Consider the following 17,503-nt stretch of genomic DNA (forward strand, 5'->3'; position numbering starts at 1 on the left):
CCCCGGCTCGAACGAGCCGGGGCACCGTCGTGTCCGGGGTTCAGTCGTGTCCGGGGTTCACCGCTCCCCGACGGCGCCCTCCGCGGCGTCGGCCCATTCCCGCCACTGCTGCGCCTGCGCGAGCGCGCTCTCGGCGTCCTTCGGGCGGCCCGCCGCGGTGGCCTTGGCCGCCTGCTCCTCGAACTGGCGCACACGCTCCCGGAACTGGGCGGCCCGGGCCAGTGCCTCCGGGTCGGTACGCCGCCACTCGGACTCGGCGGCCTCGCGGACCCGCTTCTCGATCGCCCGCAGCCGGCCCTCGAGGTCGTGCATGCGTTCCCGCGGGACCTTGCCGATCTCCTCCCACCGGTCCTGCAGTTCGCGAAGCCGGGCCCGGGCGGCGTCGATGTCCGCCGACGGATCGATCGACGCCGCCGACTGCAGCAGCGCCTCCTTCGCCCGTGCGTTCTCCTCGAACTCGGCGTCCCGCTCCGAGGCGGCGGCGTTGCGGGCGGCGAAGAACACGTCCTGGGCGCCCTTGAACCGCTTCCACAGCTGATCGTCGGCCTCGCGCGGGGCGCGGCCGGCCGCCTTCCACTCCGCCAGCAGTTCACGGAAGGCGGCCGCCGTCGCGCCCCAGTCCGTCGAGTCCTGCAGTTCCTCGGCCCGCGCCACGAGTTCCTCCTTGCGGGTCCGGGCCGCGGCACGCTCACGGTCCAGTTCGGCGAAGTGCGCGCCCCGCCGGCGGTTGAACGCCTCCCGGGCCTTCGAATAGCGCCGCCACAGGGCGTCGTCGACCTTGCGGTCCACGCCGCGGATCGTCTTCCACTCCTCGAGGATTTCGCGCAACCGGTCACCGGCGGCCTTCCACTGCGTCGACTCGGCGCCGATCTGCTCGGCCTCCGCCGCGAGCGCCTCCTTACGGGCGGTGGCCGCTGCCCGCTGGTGCTCCTTCTCCTGCTTCGCGGCGACGGCCGCCTTCTCGGAGTCCGCCACGATCGCCGCAAGCCGTGCGGCGAGGGTGTCGAGGTCACCGATCACGGCGGCGGTGGGAAGGGACTCGGCGAGCGACTGGGCGGCCGCCCGGGTCTTCTTCGCATCGCCGGTGCCCGAACTCAGACGCGACTCGAGGATCGCCACCTCGGTCGCAAGGTCGTCGTACCGGCGGCCGAAGTGAGCCAGACCTTCGGCGGCATCGCCCGCCTGCCAGGACCCGATGCACCGCTCGCCCCCGGCGGTCTTCACCCACGCCGTGCCGTCCTCGTCGACGCGGCCCCACCGGCTCGGATCGCTGGCCGGAACGGTGGGCTGCGGGTGGGGATGAGCGGCCGGGTGTGGTTTGGGAGCGGAGGTCTCGGCGGCCGGCCGCTGCCGACCCGGTTTGGGGGCGCCCGGCTTCGGAGCGCGGGATTCCTGGGTTGCGTTCGGGTCGGTCATCGGTCCTCATCTCTGCCGCGCGGCACGGCTGCCTGGTCGCACTGGTTCGCGTGGTCGGGCCGCGGAGGTCGCTCCGAGACCACGCCCGCCCACTATTGAAACAGGTCGCACGGCCGCGAGGCGGCGGGTCGGGTCGACTACGGTGGCCCGTGTGTTGATCGCCGCGGCGTTCGTGCCGTCCCCACCCCTGCTCGTTCCCGAGCTGACCGGCTCCGCGGCCACCGAGACCGCCGACCTGCGCGCCGCCGTGCTCGCCGTCGGGGCGGAACTGCGTGCCGCCGCGCGGTGGGTCGTCGTCGGTGCGGGCACGGACGCGTCGGACGTTCCGGACACGGCCGTCGGAACGTTCCGTGGCTTCGGCGTCGACCTGGTCGTCGCGCTCGGGCCGGCGGCCACGGGGACCCCCGATCCGCAGCTGCCGTTGCCGGCGCTCATCGCAGGCTGGCTGCGCGACCGGACGGCGCCGGTCGTGCGCGCCACCACGCACGTCGTGCCGGCCGGGACGAGCCCGCAGGACTGCGCCCGGCTCGGGCGACGGCTGCGCAGCACCCTGGACGCGGACCGCACCCCGACGGCGCTGCTCGTGGTGGCCGACGGCCCCGCCACGCTCACCGCGAAGGCCCCCGGCGCCTACCATCCGGAGGCGCAGAACCTGGACGAGGCGCTCGGCGTCGCCCTGGCGGTCGGCGACGTCGCCGCCCTCGCCGCGCTCGACCCGGCACTGTGCGCCGAGACGGTCTGCGACGGCCGCGCGGCCTGGCAGGTGCTGGCCGCCGTGTTCGGTCCCGACGGACCGGCGTCGGCCGCCACGACCCACTGCAGCGCACCGTACGGGGTCGGATACCACGTGGGGATGTGGCGGCCGTGAGCGCCTACTCCATCCGCCCGGTCGCCGTCGTCGGCCCGACGGCCACCGGAAAGTCCGACCTGGGCCTGGATCTCGCCGAGGAACTCGGCGGGGAGATCGTTAACATCGACGCCATGCAGCAGTACCGCGGCATGGACATCGGCACCGCCAAGCTGGCCGTCGGCGAGCGTCGCGGCATCGCCCATCATCAGCTCGACGTCCTCGATGTCACCGAGACCGCCACGGTCGCCCGGTACCAGCAGGCCGCGACCGCCGACGTCGAGGCGATCCGGGCGCGGGGCGCCGTGCCGATCATCGTCGGCGGCTCGATGATGTACGTCCAGGCGCTCCTGGACGAGTGGCAGTTCCCCGCCACGGATCCGCAGGTCCGGGCCAAGTGGGAGGCGCTGCTCGCCGACGAGGGGGTGGGCGCGGTGCACGACGCGCTGCGCCGGGCCGACCCGGTGGCCGCGGCGACGATTCTGCCCACCGACGGCCGCCGCATGGTTCGCGCACTCGAGGTGGTCGAGCTCACCGGGGCGCCGTTCGCGGCGTCGCAGCCGCAGATCGGCGAACCCCGATGGGGGACGGTCGTGATCGGGGTGGACCGGGACACCGTGGCGCTCGACGACCGGATCGCGCGGCGCACGGACCGGATGTTCGAGCAGGGACTGGTCGACGAGGTCGCGGCCCTGTGCGACCAGGGGCTGCGCGAGGGTGTCACGGCCCGCCGGGCGATCGGGTACGCGCAGGTGCTCGAGTACCTGGCCGGGGACTGCGACCTCGCACACGCGCGAGAACGCACCTTCATCGGGACCCGGCGCTATGTGCGCCGGCAGCGCTCGTGGTTCCGCCGGGACCCGCGGGTGCACTGGATCGACGGCGCGGATCCCGGGCTGCGGGACGTGGCGCTTCGAGTTCTCGCCGGGGCGGACCGTCGATAAGGTGGCGGGCATGGACTTCAGCAAGGGCCACGGCACCGAGAACGATTTCGTGATCCTTCCCGATCCGGAGGTGCGGATCTCCCTCGAGCCGAAGCGGGTGGCGGCGTTGTGCGACCGTCGTCGCGGTCTCGGCGCCGACGGCGTCCTGCGCGTCGCGCGGGCGGGGGCGCTGGTCGACGCCGGGGTCCTGCCCGCGCTGCCGGAGGGGACGGCCGCCGACGACTGGTTCATGGACTATCGCAACGCCGACGGGTCGATCGCGGAGATGTGCGGCAACGGAGTGCGGGTGTTCGCCCACTTCGTCACGGCCGGCGGGTTGGAATCCCGCGACGCGTTCGTCGTCGGCAGTCGCGCCGGCGGCAAGCCGGTGCAGGTGCACAGCGCCGACGCGACGCACGGCGAGGTCACCGTCGACATGGGCGTGGTGCGCGAGCTGGGCGAGTCGACCGCCACCATCGAGGGCCGGGTGTACCGCGGTCTGGGCATCGACGTCGGGAACCCCCATCTGGCCTGCGTCGATCCGCACCTGACCGCGGCGACCCTGGCGGCCCTGGACCTGTCCGGTCCGGGTTTCGACCCCGGTTTCTTTCCCCAGGGCGTCAACATCGAGTTCCTCACGCCGATCGCCGCGGGCGCGGTGGACATGCGGGTGTACGAGCGGGGCGTGGGGGAGACCCGGTCCTGCGGCACCGGCACGGTCGCGGCCGCCGCAGCGGCGTTGCGCTTCGACGGTGCCGACTCCGGAACCGTCCGGGTGCACGTCCCCGGTGGGGCGGTGCAGGTGCGCATCGAGGACGGCCGGGCCGCGCTGCGCGGCCCCTCGGTGCTGGTCGCATCGGGCACGATCGGCGACCACTGGTGGGACGGTCTGGGCTGACTGTCACTGCGACACCGCGACGTCGCCGGGTTTCGCCCTGCGCGGACACCCGGAAAGTCGCATGCGTCGGCGCGCCCGAAGTGGGACGATGGTCGTGTATGACGAACACACCACGAAACGAATCGGCCACCGACGACACGGACCGTGTCCCCGGCTGGGCCGCCGCCGACCCGTCGGTCGGCGAGATGCAACTCGAGGACCGCAGCGCCCTGCGCCGCGTCGCCGGGTTGTCCACCGAACTCGAGGACATCACCGAGGTCGAATACCGGCAGCTGCGCCTCGAGCGGGTCGTGCTCGTCGGGGTCTGGACCGGAGGCACCGCGGTCCAGGCCGAGGCGAGTCTCGCCGAGCTCGCCGCCCTGGCCGAGACCGCCGGTTCCCAGGTGCTCGAGGGCCTGATCCAGCGCCGGGACCGTCCCGACGCCGCGACCTACATCGGTTCCGGCAAGGCCGAGGAACTGCGCCAGGTGGTTCTGGCGACCGGCGCCGACACCGTCATCTGCGACGGCGAGCTCACCCCCGCGCAGCTGACCGCCCTGGAGAAGATCGTCAAGGTCAAGGTCATCGACCGCACCGCGCTGATCCTCGACATCTTCGCCCAGCATGCGACCTCCCGCGAGGGCAAGGCACAGGTGTCGCTCGCGCAGATGGAGTACATGCTGCCGCGGCTGCGCGGGTGGGGCGAATCGATGTCGCGGCAGGCCGGCGGCCGTGCCGGCAGCAACGGGGGCGTGGGTCTGCGTGGTCCCGGTGAGACGAAGATCGAGACGGACCGTCGCCGTATCCGCGAGCGGATGGCCAAGCTGCGCCGCGAGATCAAGGCGATGAAGTCCGTTCGGGACACCAAGCGCACCCGGCGGATGCGCAACCGCATTCCTTCGGTCGCGATCGTCGGCTACACCAATGCCGGCAAATCGAGCCTGCTCAACAAGCTCACCGGTTCCGGAGTGCTGGTGCAGAACGCGTTGTTCGCGACGCTCGATCCGACCACCCGCCGCGCCGAACTCCCGGACGGGCGCGAGTACGTGCTCACCGACACCGTCGGGTTCGTGCGGCACCTGCCGACCCAGCTCGTCGAGGCGTTCCGTTCGACCCTCGAGGAGGTCACGGACGCGGACCTGCTGCTGCACGTCGTCGACGGGTCCGACCCGCTGCCGACCGACCAGATCAAGGCGGTGCGCGAGGTGATCACCGACGTGCTGCGCGAGTCCGACGCGCCGCCGCCGCCCGAGCTGATCGTGGTGAACAAGGTCGACGCCGCAGACCCGTTGACCATCACCGAACTACGTGCCCTGCTCCCCGACGCGGTATTCGTCTCGGCGCGCAGCGGTGCGGGACTCGACGACCTGCGCGAGCACCTCGCTGCGCTGCTCGAACACCCGGACGTCGAGGTGAAGGTGCTGCTGCCGTACACCCGGGGCGACCTGCTCGCGCGGATCCACTCGGACGGGCAGGTCCTGACCTCCGCGCACGAGGTGGACGGTACGCGCGTACACGCCCGCGTGCCGCTGGCCCTCGCGTCGGCCCTGGTCGAGTACGCCGCCTAGTGCGCGGCGCCCTCGTCGCTCTGGCGGTCGCGGCGGTGTCGGCGCCGGTCGCCACGGCACAGACCACGACGGCCCCGGCCGCCGAGGTCGACGGGGGTGTGCTGTGCACTCCCACCGACCCTGCCCTCGCGGAGCTCTCGGGCCTGGCCGTCGCCGGGGGGCGGCTGTTCGCGGTGCCGGACGCCGGCGCCGACGAGGCCGTCTTCGAGCTGGGGGACGACTGCGCGGTGCTGCGGCGCATCCCGCCGGCCGTCGACCCGTACGACGTGGAGGACCTCGCCGCGGGTCCGGACGGCCGGCTCTGGCTCGGCGACATCGGCGACAATCGCGCCGCCCGCGAGACCGTCGCGTTGATCTCGGTCGACCCGGATACCGGCGCGGGGAGTCTGCACCGCCTCACCTACCCCGACGGTCCGCGCGATGCGGAGACGCTGCTCCTGCCCCGCGACGGGGTGCCGCTGATCGTCTCCAAGCCCCTGTTCGGCAGCGCCGGCATCTACCGGCCGGCCGGCGGACGGAGCGTGGACGAGCTGCCGGAGCCGGGGCCGGTCCCTCTCGAACGCATCGGGACCCTCACCCTCGGTCCCACGGACACCCCCGGCGGACCCGTCGGCGGGGCGTCCTCCACGCTGGTCACCGGTGGCGCGGTCGGTCCCGACGGCACCGTCGCCGCTGTGCGCACGTACACCGACGTCCACCTCTTCCACGCTCCCGACGGCGACGTCGTGGCGGCGCTCGCGGCGGGACCGTCCCTGCGGGTGCCGGTGCCCGGCGAACCCCAGGGCGAGGCGGTGGCCTTCACCGCGGCCGGGGATCTGCTGACCGCGTCCGAATCCGCCGGGGGTGCCCTGCCGGCGGTGCGGGTGTGGCGTGATGTGGTGACCCTCTTCCGGCCCGCGGCCGCGCCGGAGCCGGCGCAGACCCCGCAGGGCGCGATGCCCGCGGCGATCGCCGCGGGCATCGTGGTGGTCGCCGCCGCTGCCGGCGGGCTGTGGCGACGGTCCTCGCGCCGGCGCCGGGGCTGAGGTCAGGCGTCGAGGTCCGCGGCCACCAGCTCGGCGATGCGGGCGAGCACGTCGGCGTCGTCGCTGGTGACGGTGACCTCGGTGCCCTGGGTGGCGCCGAGCGTCATGACGAGCAGCGCCGAGCCCGCGTCGACGGGTTCGCCGCCGTCCACGGCGAGGGTCACCGGGACGCCGGAGGCGACCACGGCTTCGGCGATGATCCCGGCCGGCCGCGCATGCAGGCCGATGGACGAGCCGACGGTGACGGTGGTGCTGGGCATGAGAACTCCTTCGGGGTAGGGACGGTCGTCGATCGGATCGGGCGACGTCGGATCAGGCGACGGCGGGCTGGGCCGCGGTGTCGCTGCTGCGCAGGTGGGCGGGTCGGTGCACCTCCTTGGCCAGGGTCACGCAGAGCGCACCCACGACGGTGCCGGCGGCGAGGGCGACGAGGAACCACAGCAGGTTGCCGATGGCGAAGAACACGAAGATGCCGCCGTGCGGGGCGCTGAGGGTTGTCCCGGTGGCCATCACGATCGCACCGGTGACGGCGCCGCCGGCCATCATGGACGGGATCACCCGAAGCGGGTCCGCCGCCGCGAACGGGATCGCTCCCTCGGAGATGAACGAGGCGCCGAGCAGCCAGGCGGCCTTGCCGTTCTCCCGCTCGGCGGTGCTGTAGATTCCCGGCCGCAGAGTCGACGACAGCGCCATCGCCAGCGGCGGCACCATACCGGCGGCCATCACGGCCGCCATGATCTGCAGCGAGGCGTTGTTCGAGACGTCGAGCCCGGCGACGGCGAAAGCGTAGGCGGCCTTGTTGACCGGGCCGCCGAGGTCGAAACACATCATCAGGCCGAGGATCACGCCCAGGATGACGACCGAGGTCCCGGACAGGCCGTTGAGCCAGTTCGTCAGGCCCGAGGTGATCGCGGCGAGGGGCTTGCCGAGGACGAGGAACATCAGGGCGCCGACAGCGAGGGTCGCGAACAGCGGGATGATCACCACCGGCATCAGGCCGCGGGCCCACACCGGGACGGGGATGCGACCGACCCACAGCGCGGCGAAACCGGCGATTATGCCGCCGACGAGGCCGCCGATGAATCCGGCGCCGACGAACACGGCCACCGCACCGGCGGTGAAGCCGGGTGCCAGGCCGGGCCGGTCGGCGATGGCGAAGGCGATGTAGCCGGCCAGTGCGGGTACCAGGAACGAGAACGCGAGCGAGCCGAGCTGGAAGAGCACGGCGCCGAGGTAGGTGGGCAGGCCACCGGCCGGCAGGTCGGCGAGCGAGTTGTTCACCACGATGTCGGCGGCGGAGTCGGTGATCTCGTATCCGCCGAGCAGGAAGCCGAGGGCGATGAGCAGGCCGCCCGCGGCGACGAACGGAATCATGTAGCTCACGCCGGTCAGCAGGATCTGCCGCAGCCGGATCCCCCAGCCCACCTCGCCGGAGGAGGGTTCGGCGGCGGCGGCGGCAGCGGCGGCGGCCGCGTCGACGGTACTCGCGGATGGATCCTTCGCCGCGCGGACGGCCTCGGCGACCATCACGTCGGGCTCGTTGATGGCTCGTTTGACGCCCGAGGCGATGACCGGTTTGCCCGCGAACCGTTCCCGGTTCTTCACACCGACGTCCGTGGCGAAGATGACGGCGTCGGCGCCGGCGATCACGGACGCCGGCAGCGGGGTGCTGCCGCTCGAGCCCTGGGTCTCGACCCGCACCGTGACCCCGGCACGCTCACCCGCGGCCTTGAGGGCATCGGCGGCCATGTAGGTGTGGGCGATCCCCGTCGGGCAGGCAGTGACAGCGACGATGGTGCGCTCGGCGGTCGCGGGGGCCGGCGTGGGTTCGGTGACGGGAACGGGTGGGGCAGGTTCGGCCGCCGCATCGGCAGCCGCAGTGGTGGTCGGCGCGGGCTTCGGCAGCACTCCTTCGACCAGCGCGATCACGTCCGCGGCAGTGGCGGCCTCGCGCAGCGACCCGACGAAGTCCGGCCGCACGAGCGCCCGGGCGAGCGACGAGAGCAGCTTCATGTGCTCGGCACCGCCCCCTTCCGGGGCGGCGATCAGGAACACGAGGTCCGCGGGTCCGTCCGGGGCGCCGAAGTCCACCTTGGGGGACAGCCGCGCGAAGCCGAGCGATGCGGTGACGACGGCGTCCGCGCGGCAGTGCGGGATGGCGATCCCACCCGGCAGGCCGGTGGCCGACTTGGCCTCCCGGTCCAGGGCGGCGGCCGTCAGTGCCGCCGCGTCGGTGGCGCGGCCGGCGTCGGCGAGCCGCGCGGCCAGCGCGGCGATGACCGACTCCTTGTCGGCGCCGAGGTCTGCGTCGAGTGCGATCAGGCCGTCGTCGATGATCGCGGGCCCGGAGGCGGGGCCGGAGGCGAGGTCTGGCATGGCGTGTCCTTACTGGTGGTGAGGGAGGGCCGGGGAGGGGGTGCCGAGGGGGCGGGGACGGATCGGGGTGACCTCGACGGCGCCGGTGTCGACGTCGTCGGGTCCGGGCAGCGTGGTGCCGGGGAGGGCCACGGCTGCCGAGCCGTATGCGACAGCGTGGCGGAGCCGCTCGGCGGGATCGAGTCCGGCCAGCTCCGCGACGAGATATCCGGCGAGGGAGGAGTCGCCGGCGCCGACGGTGCTGCGGGCGGTGACGGGGCCGGGTACGGCGTGCCAGGCACCGTCGGCGGTGACCAGGACCGCGCCGGCCGCACCGAGTGTGGCCAGTACCGCCCCCACGCCACGTTCGACGAGCCGGCGTCCCGCGGTGACGACGGGTCCGGTGTCACCGGCGGCCGCCGCGGATTCCAGGGTGGTGGCGTCCGCGCCGGTGAGTTGCGCGAGCTCGTCCGAGTTCGGCTTGAGCAGATCGGGTGCGGCATCCGGGAACCCGGCCGCGAGCGACAGCAGGGGAGCCTCGGAGGTGTCCACGGCGATTCGGCAGGCCGACCCGTCTACGGCGGCACGAACGGAGCGGACGAGGTCGGCGTACCAGTCGGCGGGCACGCCGGGCGGAAGAGATCCGGACATCACCAGCCAGTGAGCGGCGGCGGCGGTGTCGACGACGGTGTGGCGCAGCGACTCCAGTGTGCCGTCGGTGTACGCGGGCCCGGGTTCGTTGAGTTTGGTGGTGGTGCCGTCGGGCTCGGCGACGGTGATGTTGCTGCGGGCGGGACCCCCGGTCGGCACGGCGCGGTAGCCGATGCCGTGGTCGTCGAGTGCGGTGAGCAACGGGTCGCCGGTGTTTCCCGGCAGGACGGCCAGGACCGGTCGTCCGGCCGCGCGGAGCACCCGGGCGACGTTGACGCCCTTGCCGCCCGGGTCCACGCGGGTGGCGGCGGCGCGGTGCACGGCACCGCGGACGAGCGGGCCGGTCAGCGCGACCGTCCGGTCCAGGCTGGGGTTGGCGGTCAGCGTGACGATCATGCCGTCACCACCTCGATTCCGTTGTCGGTGAGCTCTTTGCAGTCGGTGTCGTCGATCTCGGTGTCGGTGACGAGCACGTCCACGGCGTCGACCGGGGCGAAGCTGATGAGGTGCTGTCGGCCGATCTTGGAGGAGTCGGCGAGGACCACGACCCGGTCGGCGCAGCGCACCATCGCACGTTTTACGGCGGCCTCGTCCGGGTCGGGAGTGGACAGGCCGTGGCCGACGCTGAACGCGTTCGTGCCGATGAAGGCGACGTCGACGTGCAGCGCGCGGAGGAACCGCAGCGCGTCCTCGCCGACCGTGGCCTGCGTGATCCCGCGGACCCGGCCGCCGAGCATGTGCAGATGCACCGATCCGAGGCCGGCGAGCCGTGCGGCGATGGGAACCGAGTTGGTGACCACCTCGAGGTCGACGTCGGCGGGCAGGGCCGCCACCAGGCGGCCGGTGGTGGTGCCGGCGTCGAACACCACGCTGCCGCCGGCGGCGGGGAGGTACCGGGCTGCCGCGGCCGCGATCCGGTCCTTCTGTGCGGCGTGGGTGTGCTCGCGCTCGTTCAGCGCGGGCTCGGTGACGGTGAGTGCGGCGGTGGGGATTGCGCCGCCGTGCACGCGGCGCACATGTCCGAGCCGTTCGAGCAGGGCCAGATCCCGGCGGACGGTCTCGGTGGTGACGCGGAAACGGGTCGCGAGATCGGCGACGGACATCCGTCCCCGTCGGCCGATCAGCTCGGCTATCGCCTGCTGCCGTTCCTCCGCGTACACACCGGGCTCCTTGCTGCTGAATGTTGTTTCATGTTGTTTTACGCCCGTATGTGTTGACATGTCAATGGTTCGGAGTAATCTCGATCACAGAGTTACCCCGGACGCACATCCCGACACACCGGGCGGCGAGGAGGAGACATGGAGAAGGTGATCCCCGCAGCGGCGGCGATCTCGATCGTGCGGGGCACGCCGGTCGTGCCCGGGGTTGCCTACGGGCCGGTCGTACGCCCCGCGCCGCGGCCGCAGATTCCCACCACGTTCGAGCGCATCCCGGACACCGCGCGCGACGCCGAGGCCGAGCGCTTCCGGGTGGCTGCCGCCGCGGTCGCGGATCGGCTGCGCGGTCGCGCCGGCCGGGCCTCGGGCGCCGCCGCCGAGGTCCTGCTCGCCAACGCCCAGCTCGCCGAGGACCGCGGGTGGCTCGGCGCCGTCGCCGCGAAGATCCGCAACGGAGCCGGCGCGATCGAGGCCGCGGTCGGCGCCACCGATCAGTTCGCCGACATGTTCACCAAGCTCGGCGGGCTGATGGCCGAGCGCGTCACCGATCTTCTCGACATCCGCGACCGGGTGATCGCCGAACTCGCCGGCCATCCGGAACCGGGTCTCGACCTGCCCGACGAGCCGTCCATCCTGCTCGCGGAGGATCTCGCCCCCGCCGACACCGCGGGCCTCGATCCGACCCGGGTGATCGGACTCGCCACCACCCTCGGCGGGCCCACCAGCCACACCGCGATCATCGCCCGCCAGCTCGGTATCCCCTGCGTGGTCGCGGCGGCCGACCTCGACACCGTCCCCGCCGGCACCCGCGTCCTGCTCGACGGCGCTGCCGGTGAGCTCCGCCTCGACCCCGACCCCGACGAGGCAGCGGCCGCCGTCGCCGCGGACCGCAGCGAGCAGGCGCGCGTCGCGTCGTGGGCCGGTCCGGGCACCACCGAGGACGGGCATCGCGTCGAGATCCTCGCGAACGTCCAGGACGGTGCCGGTGCCCGCGCGGCCCGCGCGACCCCCGCAGAGGGGGTCGGGCTGTTCCGGACCGAGCTGTGCTTCCTGGACCGGGAAACCGAGCCGACCGTCGAGGAGCAGGCGGAGATCTACGCCGAGGTGTTCGGCGCCTTCGCCGGCCGCAAGGTCGTCCTGCGGACCCTCGACGCGGGCTCCGACAAACCGCTGCGCTTCGTCAACCATCCCGACGAGCACAACCCGGCACTCGGCCTGCGCGGTATCCGGATTGCGACCGCCACCGAAGGTCTGCTCGACCGGCAGCTCGACGCCGTCGCCGCCGCGGCCGAGCGCACGAGCACCGAGCCCTGGGTGATGGCACCGATGATCGCGACTGTCGCCGAGGCCGCGCACTTCGCCGCCGCCGTCCGTGCCCGCGACCTCGTGCCCGGGGTGATGGTGGAGGTGCCGGCCGCCGCGCTGCTCGCCGAACGCCTCCTCGAACACGTCGACTTCCTGTCGATCGGCACCAACGACCTCGCGCAGTACACGATGGCCGCGGACCGCATGTCGCCCCACCTCGCGTCCCTCACCGACCCGTGGCAACCGGCCGTGCTGGCCCTGGTCGCCCGCACCGCCGCCGCCGGACGCGCCGCCGGCAAGCGAGTCGGGGTGTGCGGGGAGGCGGCCGCAGACCCGTTGCTCGGCTGTGTCCTGGCCGGCATGGGCGTCACCTCGTTGTCGTGTGCCGCCGCGGCCGTCGCCGGTGTCGGGTCCCGCCTGGCCGCGGTGACCCTCGACCGCTGCCGCGAGGCCGCGGACGAGGTCCTTCGCGCCGTCGACCCCGGCGAGGCCCGCGACGCGGCGGCCCGCGTACTCGCCTGACGCACGTGATCGGCGCCGGGAGCCACCGACGCGACCGGACCGGGGACGCCTACCATTCCCCGTTGTGAAGGAACAACTGAGGACGCGGACGGCCGGATTCGGCTGGACCCTGCACGGCGACGGGCGTCGCGTTGCCGACGGCGAGGTCGTCGCCCCGGACGAACGGCTGTCCTGGCCCCGCACCGTGGGCATCGGCATGCAGCATGTCGTCGCCATGTTCGGCGCGACACTGCTCGTGCCGACGATCACCGGCTTCCCGGTCACCACGACGCTGCTCTTCTCCGGCATCGGCACTGCCCTGTTCCTGCTGATCACCCGCGGGCGGGTACCCAGCTACCTCGGCTCGTCGTTCGCGTTCATCGCACCGCTCACGGCCTCGGCCGGTGCGGGCCCCGCCGCCCAGCTCGGCGGCATCGTCGCCGTGGGCCTCGCTCTCGGGCTCGTCGGGCTCGTCGTCAAGGCGTCGGGATCCCGCGTCGTCGACGCACTGATGCCCCCGGTGGTGACCGGCGCGATCGTCGCGCTCATCGGCTTGAATCTCGCGCCGGTCGCGGTCGGGTCCTTCGAAGCGCAGCCGCTCGTCGCGGCGATCACGCTGACCGCCATCCTGCTGGTCACCGTGCTCGGCCCCGGCCTCCTCGGTCGCCTCGGCATTCTCGTCGGTGTCGTCATCGGCTGGGTGTTCGCCGCCGTCACCGGCGGACTCGCCGAGGAACGCGTCACAGCCCTCCGTGACGCCGCGTGGTTCGGCCTGCCCGAGCTGCGCGCCCCGGCGTTCGAGTTGTCCGTCGTACTGCTCGCCCTGCCTGTCGTGGTGGTGCTCGTCGCCGAGAACGTCGGCCACGTCAAGGCCGTGGCGGCCATGACCGGACGAAACCTCGACGACGTCGCCGGCGACGCCCTGCTCGCCGACGGCCTCGCCACGACCCTCGCCGGAATCGGAGGCGGGTCGGGCACCACCACCTACGCGGAGAACATCGGCGTGATGGCCGCGACGCGGGTGTACTCGACCGCGGCGTACTGGGTGGCCGCCGCAACCGCCGTGGTCCTCGCCTTCTCGCCGAAATTCGGTGCCCTCGTCTTCACCGTCCCCGACGGGGTGCTCGGCGGCGCCACCCTGGTGCTGTACGGCCTGATCGGCATTCTCGGCGTGCGGATCTGGATGGAGGCCGATGTCGACTTCACCGATCCGGTCAACCTCACGGTGGCCGCCGCCGCGCTGGTGGCCGGGATCGGCGATCTCACCCTCACCGTGGGCTCCGTCGAGCTCGGCGGCATCGCGTGGGGCTCGATCGGCATCCTCGTCGCCTACCCGATCCTGCGCCGGGCGGCGGATCTGCGCCGTCCGGCGCCCGGCGCGTCCGGTCACAAATAACGCTCGTTCCTGTCAGCGTCAGACGGGCCTTCCGATGTCTACCGTGAGCGTGACGTACGTCATCGGATACAGGAGCGCACATGGAACGCACCCTCTTCGAGCCCGAGCACGAACTCTTCCGGGAGTCGTACCGGAAGTTCCTCGAGCAGGAGGTGGCTCCCTTCCACGAGCAGTGGGAGCAGGACAAGATCGTCGACCGTGAGGTCTGGAAGAAGGCCGGCGCGCAGGGCTTCCTGGGCATGGCGGTGCCGGAGGAGTACGGCGGCGGCGGTGTCGAGGACTTCCGCTACAACACGATCGTCACCGAGGAGACCACCCGCGGAGGATTCAGCGGCATCGGTTTCATGCTGCACAACGACGTCGTGGCCCCGTACCTGCTGAAGCTGGCGGACGAGGAGCAGAAGCGGCGCTGGCTGCCGGGATTCTGCTCCGGTGAGATCATCACTGCGATCGCGATGACCGAGCCCGGCACGGGCAGCGATCTGCAGGGCATCAAGACCCGCGCAGTGCGGGACGGCGATGAGTGGATCCTCAACGGTTCCAAGACCTTCATCACCAACGGCATCAACGCGGACCTGGTGATCGTCGTCGCCTGCACCGATCCGGAGAAGGGCGCGCAGGGTTTCTCGCTCCTCGTCGTCGAGCGCGGGATGGCGGGCTTCGAGCGGGGCCGCAACCTCGACAAGATCGGCCTCGCGGCGCAGGACACTGCCGAACTGCACTTCACCGACGTGCGGGTGCCTGCCGCCAACCTCCTCGGCGAGGAGGGCATGGGCTTCATCTACCTGATGCAGAACCTGCCCCAGGAACGTCTGTCGATCGCGGTGGTGGCGGCGGCGGCCATGGAAGCGGTGCTCGAGGACACGATGCAGTACTGCCGCGACCGCAAGGCATTCGGCAAGTCGATCGGCAGCTTCCAGAACACCCGGTTCGAGCTGGCCGAGCTGGCCACCGAGACCACCCTCGCGCGCGTCTTCGTGGACAAGTGCATCGAGCAGCTCAATGCCGGCACCCTGAGCGTGCAGGAGGCGGCGATGGCCAAGTACTGGACCACCGACAAGCAGGTCGAGTTGATCGACCGCTGCCTGCAGCTGCACGGCGGATACGGCTACATGCGTGAATACCCGGTCGCGAAGGCGTATCTCGACGCCCGCGTGCAGAAGATCTACGGCGGCACCAACGAGATCATGAAGGACATCATCGGCCGCGGTCTGAACCTCTGATCCCACCCGGGAACGAGCAGGGCGGCGCCGCGGATCGCGGCGCCGCCCGTGCATGTTCGGCGGAAGTGGCGAGGTCAGATCTTGCGGATCACGGTCACGACCTTGCCGAGGATCACCGCGTCGTTGCCCGGGATCGGTTCGAACATCGGGTTGTGCGGCATCAGCCACACGTCGTTGTGTACGCGCTTGAACGTCTTCACGGTCGCTTCGCCGTCGAGCATCGCGGCGACGATGTCCCCGTTGTCCGCGACGTTCTGCTGGCGCACCACGACCCAGTCGCCGTCACAGATGGCCGCGTCGACCATCGATTCGCCGACGACCTTGAGCAGGAACAGCGAACCCTGCCCCACCAGTTCTCTCGGGAGCGGGAACACGTCCTCGACGGACTCCTCCGCCAGGATCGGCCCGCCCGCGGCGATCCTGCCCAGCACGGGGACCATGGCAGCCGACGTGGGGGACCCGGCGGCGACGTCGACTCCGTCCACCGGCTGTCCCTGCGGCGCCGGCGGCTGCGAATCGTCGAGGCCGCGCACGTCCACCGCGCGGGGACGGTTCGGATCGCGCCGGAGGAAACCCTTGCGCTCGAGGGTGCGCAGCTGGTGCGCCACCGACGAGGTGGAATTGAGGCCCACCGCGTCGCCGATCTCGCGGATGCTCGGCGGGTAGCCGCGCTCGGTGACCGATTCGCGGATCACCTCGAGGACGCGGCGCTGGCGTTCCGTCAGGCCGACGGCCGGATCCGCGGTGGTCGTCCGGCTCCGCCCGGCCGGGGGATGGCCGTCCGTCATGTCGTGACCTCCGTGCGTCGTGGGTCGGATGTGCTGGATGTGATGGAACGAATCTAGCTCTCCGCGGCCCGGTTATCAAACATCTGTTCGACGTTTTCCGCCCGTTGTGCTGACTTTGCCGGCGCGACGTGGTACACATCGAACATACGTTCTTTCGAACACGTGATCGAACAAGAGTCGACCGAGCGATGACCGAAGTTCCGCCGCGGGTCCTGTCCCGCGGACATGTGACACGGACGAGTGACACGCACGAGTGACACGGAGGCCTCGATGAGGACATCAGCAGTGCGCCGGACCGAACGGAACGACCCGCAGTTCGACGACCCCGGGCCGCACGACACCGGCGGCGGGGCACGCCGTGCCGGGACGACGCATCTCGTGCGACGCCCGCACGAGGCGGCAGACCGCCGGCTCCCCGTCCGTCCGGACGCGGGGATCGTGGACTACCGGCGCGTTCCGGTCCGGGTCTCACGCGTTCCGCACCGGCCGGCCGAGGTCACGCGCACCCGCCCGGGCACCGTACTCGCGACGGCGCTGCTGACCGCGCTCGTGACTGCGGGACTGCTCGGCATCGCGCACCTGCGCACCAGCCAGGTCGCGGCCGGCGCCGCACGCACCGACGTCACCGTCGTCCAGGCGGGCGAGTCGCTCGGCGACGTCGCGGCCCGGGTGGCTCCGGGTGTGTCCCGGTCCGAGGCGATCGAGCGGATCCTCGACCTCAACGCCATGCCGGACGGCCGCCTCCGCACCGGCCAGACCCTGCTCGTCCCGGCGTCTGCGCCGCGGTGACGTGGCATGGGCGTGCAGGCACCGGGTTCGGCCGACGACCCGGGTATGCAGGTATTGTCGACTCTTGTCAGTGACACCACCTCGTGTGGTCGCGCCGAGAGCGATTCGCCTGCCGGTGGGTCCGGTCTCGGGAGGACGGCATCGGTTCCACGCCGACGTCGCGGCCAGCACGGCTACGACGAAGGAATCGACATGTACTGCCCGTATTGCCGGCACCCCGATTCCCGCGTCGTCGATTCCCGGGAGGCCGACGAGGGTGCTGCGATCCGGCGCCGGAGAGCATGCCCCCAGTGCGGCAGGCGGTTCACGACGGTCGAGACGGCGGTGCTGTCGGTCGTCAAGCGCAGCGGCGTCACCGAACCTTTCAGCCGGGATAAGGTGGTGCGCGGCGTAGCTCGGGCCTGTCAGGGGCGAGACGTCGACAACGATGCCCTCAACCTCCTCGCCCAGCAGGTCGAGGACGCGGTGCGGGCCAAGGGGTCCCCGGAGATCCCGAGCAACGAGGTCGGTCTGGCCATCCTCGGACCCCTGCGCGACCTGGACGAGGTGGCGTACCTGCGATTCGCCTCCGTCTACCGGTCCTTCAGCTCTGCAGAGGATTTCGAGCGCGAGATCAAGGAGTTGCGCGAGCACCAGCACCGGCGCGAGACCGGGTCCGAGGACTGATCGCCCGGCGGGACAC

Annotated in this window: 16 protein-coding genes; 10 read left to right on the forward strand and 6 right to left on the reverse strand. The window is 72.1% G+C overall.

The features are described 5' to 3' along the window. Positions 1-57: 57 nt before the first annotated feature. Positions 58-1,416 (reverse strand): DUF349 domain-containing protein, encoded by a 1,359-nt coding sequence (locus tag AC2IPW_RS10855; RefSeq protein ID WP_416063428.1) that lies wholly within the window; start codon positions 1,414-1,416, stop codon positions 58-60. 151 nt (positions 1,417-1,567) lie between these two features. On the opposite strand from AC2IPW_RS10855, the gene AC2IPW_RS10860 reads away from it, so the two are divergent. The 5 genes from AC2IPW_RS10860 (at position 1,568) to AC2IPW_RS10880 (ending at position 6,656) form a co-directional block, all read left to right on the forward strand. Next, positions 1,568-2,284, forward strand: coding sequence for a class III extradiol ring-cleavage dioxygenase family protein (locus AC2IPW_RS10860; protein WP_416063429.1), 717 nt, complete (start codon positions 1,568-1,570; stop codon positions 2,282-2,284). Continuing rightward, positions 2,272-3,207, forward strand: a complete 936-nt coding sequence (miaA, locus tag AC2IPW_RS10865; RefSeq protein ID WP_416063430.1) for a tRNA (adenosine(37)-N6)-dimethylallyltransferase MiaA — start codon at positions 2,272-2,274, stop codon at positions 3,205-3,207. The genes AC2IPW_RS10860 and miaA overlap by 13 nt, the downstream gene beginning before the upstream one ends. Before the next feature lie 10 nt (positions 3,208-3,217). Further along, the gene (dapF, locus tag AC2IPW_RS10870) at positions 3,218-4,084 is read left to right on the forward strand and encodes a diaminopimelate epimerase (protein ID WP_371383044.1); all 867 of its coding nucleotides are present in this window, start codon (positions 3,218-3,220) and stop codon (positions 4,082-4,084) included. 98 nt (positions 4,085-4,182) lie between these two features. Next, positions 4,183-5,631 carry a GTPase HflX gene (gene hflX / locus AC2IPW_RS10875; RefSeq protein ID WP_003935621.1) on the forward strand — a complete coding sequence of 483 codons (1,449 nt, stop codon included), beginning with the start codon at positions 4,183-4,185 and terminating at the stop codon, positions 5,629-5,631. Beyond that, positions 5,631-6,656, forward strand: a complete 1,026-nt coding sequence (locus AC2IPW_RS10880; protein WP_416063431.1) for a hypothetical protein — start codon at positions 5,631-5,633, stop codon at positions 6,654-6,656. The genes hflX and AC2IPW_RS10880 overlap by 1 nt, the downstream gene beginning before the upstream one ends. Positions 6,657-6,658: 2 nt before the next feature. On the opposite strand, the gene AC2IPW_RS10885 is transcribed toward AC2IPW_RS10880, so the two are convergent. The 4 genes from AC2IPW_RS10885 to AC2IPW_RS10900 are packed head-to-tail and all read right to left on the reverse strand — an operon-like array spanning position 6,659 to position 10,822. Beyond that, the gene (locus AC2IPW_RS10885) at positions 6,659-6,916 is read right to left on the reverse strand and encodes an HPr family phosphocarrier protein (protein WP_003935619.1); all 258 of its coding nucleotides are present in this window, start codon (positions 6,914-6,916) and stop codon (positions 6,659-6,661) included. A gap of 52 nt (positions 6,917-6,968) precedes the next feature. Further along, the gene (locus AC2IPW_RS10890; RefSeq protein WP_371383042.1) at positions 6,969-9,032 is read right to left on the reverse strand and encodes a PTS fructose transporter subunit IIABC; all 2,064 of its coding nucleotides are present in this window, start codon (positions 9,030-9,032) and stop codon (positions 6,969-6,971) included. Between the two features lie 9 nt (positions 9,033-9,041). Continuing rightward, positions 9,042-10,058: a 1-phosphofructokinase gene (pfkB, locus tag AC2IPW_RS10895; RefSeq protein WP_003935617.1), complete on the reverse strand. Its 1,017-nt coding sequence runs from the start codon at positions 10,056-10,058 to the stop codon at positions 9,042-9,044. Next, the gene (locus AC2IPW_RS10900; RefSeq protein WP_416063432.1) at positions 10,055-10,822 is read right to left on the reverse strand and encodes a DeoR/GlpR family DNA-binding transcription regulator; all 768 of its coding nucleotides are present in this window, start codon (positions 10,820-10,822) and stop codon (positions 10,055-10,057) included. Before AC2IPW_RS10900 ends, pfkB begins: the two co-directional genes overlap by 4 nt. 138 nt (positions 10,823-10,960) lie before the next feature. On the opposite strand from AC2IPW_RS10900, the gene ptsP reads away from it, so the two are divergent. The 3 genes from ptsP (at position 10,961) to AC2IPW_RS10915 (ending at position 15,244) form a co-directional block, all read left to right on the forward strand. Next, positions 10,961-12,646 carry a phosphoenolpyruvate--protein phosphotransferase gene (gene ptsP, locus AC2IPW_RS10905; protein WP_416063433.1) on the forward strand — a complete coding sequence of 562 codons (1,686 nt, stop codon included), beginning with the start codon at positions 10,961-10,963 and terminating at the stop codon, positions 12,644-12,646. A 64-nt stretch (positions 12,647-12,710) separates the two neighbouring features. After that, positions 12,711-14,021, forward strand: a complete 1,311-nt coding sequence (locus AC2IPW_RS10910; protein WP_003935614.1) for a uracil-xanthine permease family protein — start codon at positions 12,711-12,713, stop codon at positions 14,019-14,021. An 80-nt stretch (positions 14,022-14,101) separates the two neighbouring features. Further along, positions 14,102-15,244, forward strand: coding sequence for an acyl-CoA dehydrogenase family protein (locus tag AC2IPW_RS10915; RefSeq protein ID WP_003935613.1), 1,143 nt, complete (start codon positions 14,102-14,104; stop codon positions 15,242-15,244). 74 nt (positions 15,245-15,318) lie between these two features. Here the strand turns inward: AC2IPW_RS10915 and lexA are convergent, their stop codons facing one another. Then, on the reverse strand, positions 15,319-16,032 hold the full coding sequence (gene lexA / locus AC2IPW_RS10920) for a transcriptional repressor LexA (RefSeq protein ID WP_371383037.1): 714 nt from the start codon (positions 16,030-16,032) through the stop codon (positions 15,319-15,321). 270 nt (positions 16,033-16,302) lie between these two features. Here lexA and AC2IPW_RS10925 point away from each other — a divergent pair, with 270 nt between their 5' ends. Together AC2IPW_RS10925 and nrdR are read left to right on the forward strand one after the other, a co-directional pair. After that, a complete protein-coding gene (locus tag AC2IPW_RS10925; RefSeq protein ID WP_100246237.1) occupies positions 16,303-16,821 on the forward strand; it encodes a LysM peptidoglycan-binding domain-containing protein in 519 nt (172 codons plus the stop codon). Positions 16,822-17,013: 192 nt separating this feature from the next. Beyond that, entirely contained in the window at positions 17,014-17,487 is a 474-nt protein-coding gene (gene nrdR, locus AC2IPW_RS10930) for a transcriptional regulator NrdR (protein ID WP_486376851.1), read from the forward strand. Positions 17,488-17,503 lie beyond the last annotated feature (16 nt).

This window comes from Rhodococcus sp. NS-SX18 (assembly GCF_057367935.1).

Excerpts from the sequence above, each read along its gene's own strand:
- lexA (WP_371383037.1), bottom strand. The coding sequence starts at position 16,032 with ATGACGGACGGCCATCCCCCGGCCGGGCGGAGCCGGACGACCACCGCG.
- AC2IPW_RS10885 (WP_003935619.1), bottom strand. The coding sequence starts at position 6,916 with ATGCCCAGCACCACCGTCACCGTCGGCTCGTCCATCGGCCTGCATGCG.
- dapF (WP_371383044.1), top strand. The coding sequence starts at position 3,218 with ATGGACTTCAGCAAGGGCCACGGCACCGAGAACGATTTCGTGATCCTT.
- nrdR (WP_486376851.1), top strand. The coding sequence starts at position 17,014 with ATGTACTGCCCGTATTGCCGGCACCCCGATTCCCGCGTCGTCGATTCC.
- pfkB (WP_003935617.1), bottom strand. The coding sequence starts at position 10,058 with ATGATCGTCACGCTGACCGCCAACCCCAGCCTGGACCGGACGGTCGCG.
- ptsP (WP_416063433.1), top strand. The coding sequence starts at position 10,961 with ATGGAGAAGGTGATCCCCGCAGCGGCGGCGATCTCGATCGTGCGGGGC.
- AC2IPW_RS10915 (WP_003935613.1), top strand. The coding sequence starts at position 14,102 with ATGGAACGCACCCTCTTCGAGCCCGAGCACGAACTCTTCCGGGAGTCG.
- AC2IPW_RS10855 (WP_416063428.1), bottom strand. The coding sequence starts at position 1,416 with ATGACCGACCCGAACGCAACCCAGGAATCCCGCGCTCCGAAGCCGGGC.
- AC2IPW_RS10890 (WP_371383042.1), bottom strand. The coding sequence starts at position 9,032 with ATGCCAGACCTCGCCTCCGGCCCCGCCTCCGGGCCCGCGATCATCGAC.
- AC2IPW_RS10925 (WP_100246237.1), top strand. The coding sequence starts at position 16,303 with ATGAGGACATCAGCAGTGCGCCGGACCGAACGGAACGACCCGCAGTTC.
- hflX (WP_003935621.1), top strand. The coding sequence starts at position 4,183 with ATGACGAACACACCACGAAACGAATCGGCCACCGACGACACGGACCGT.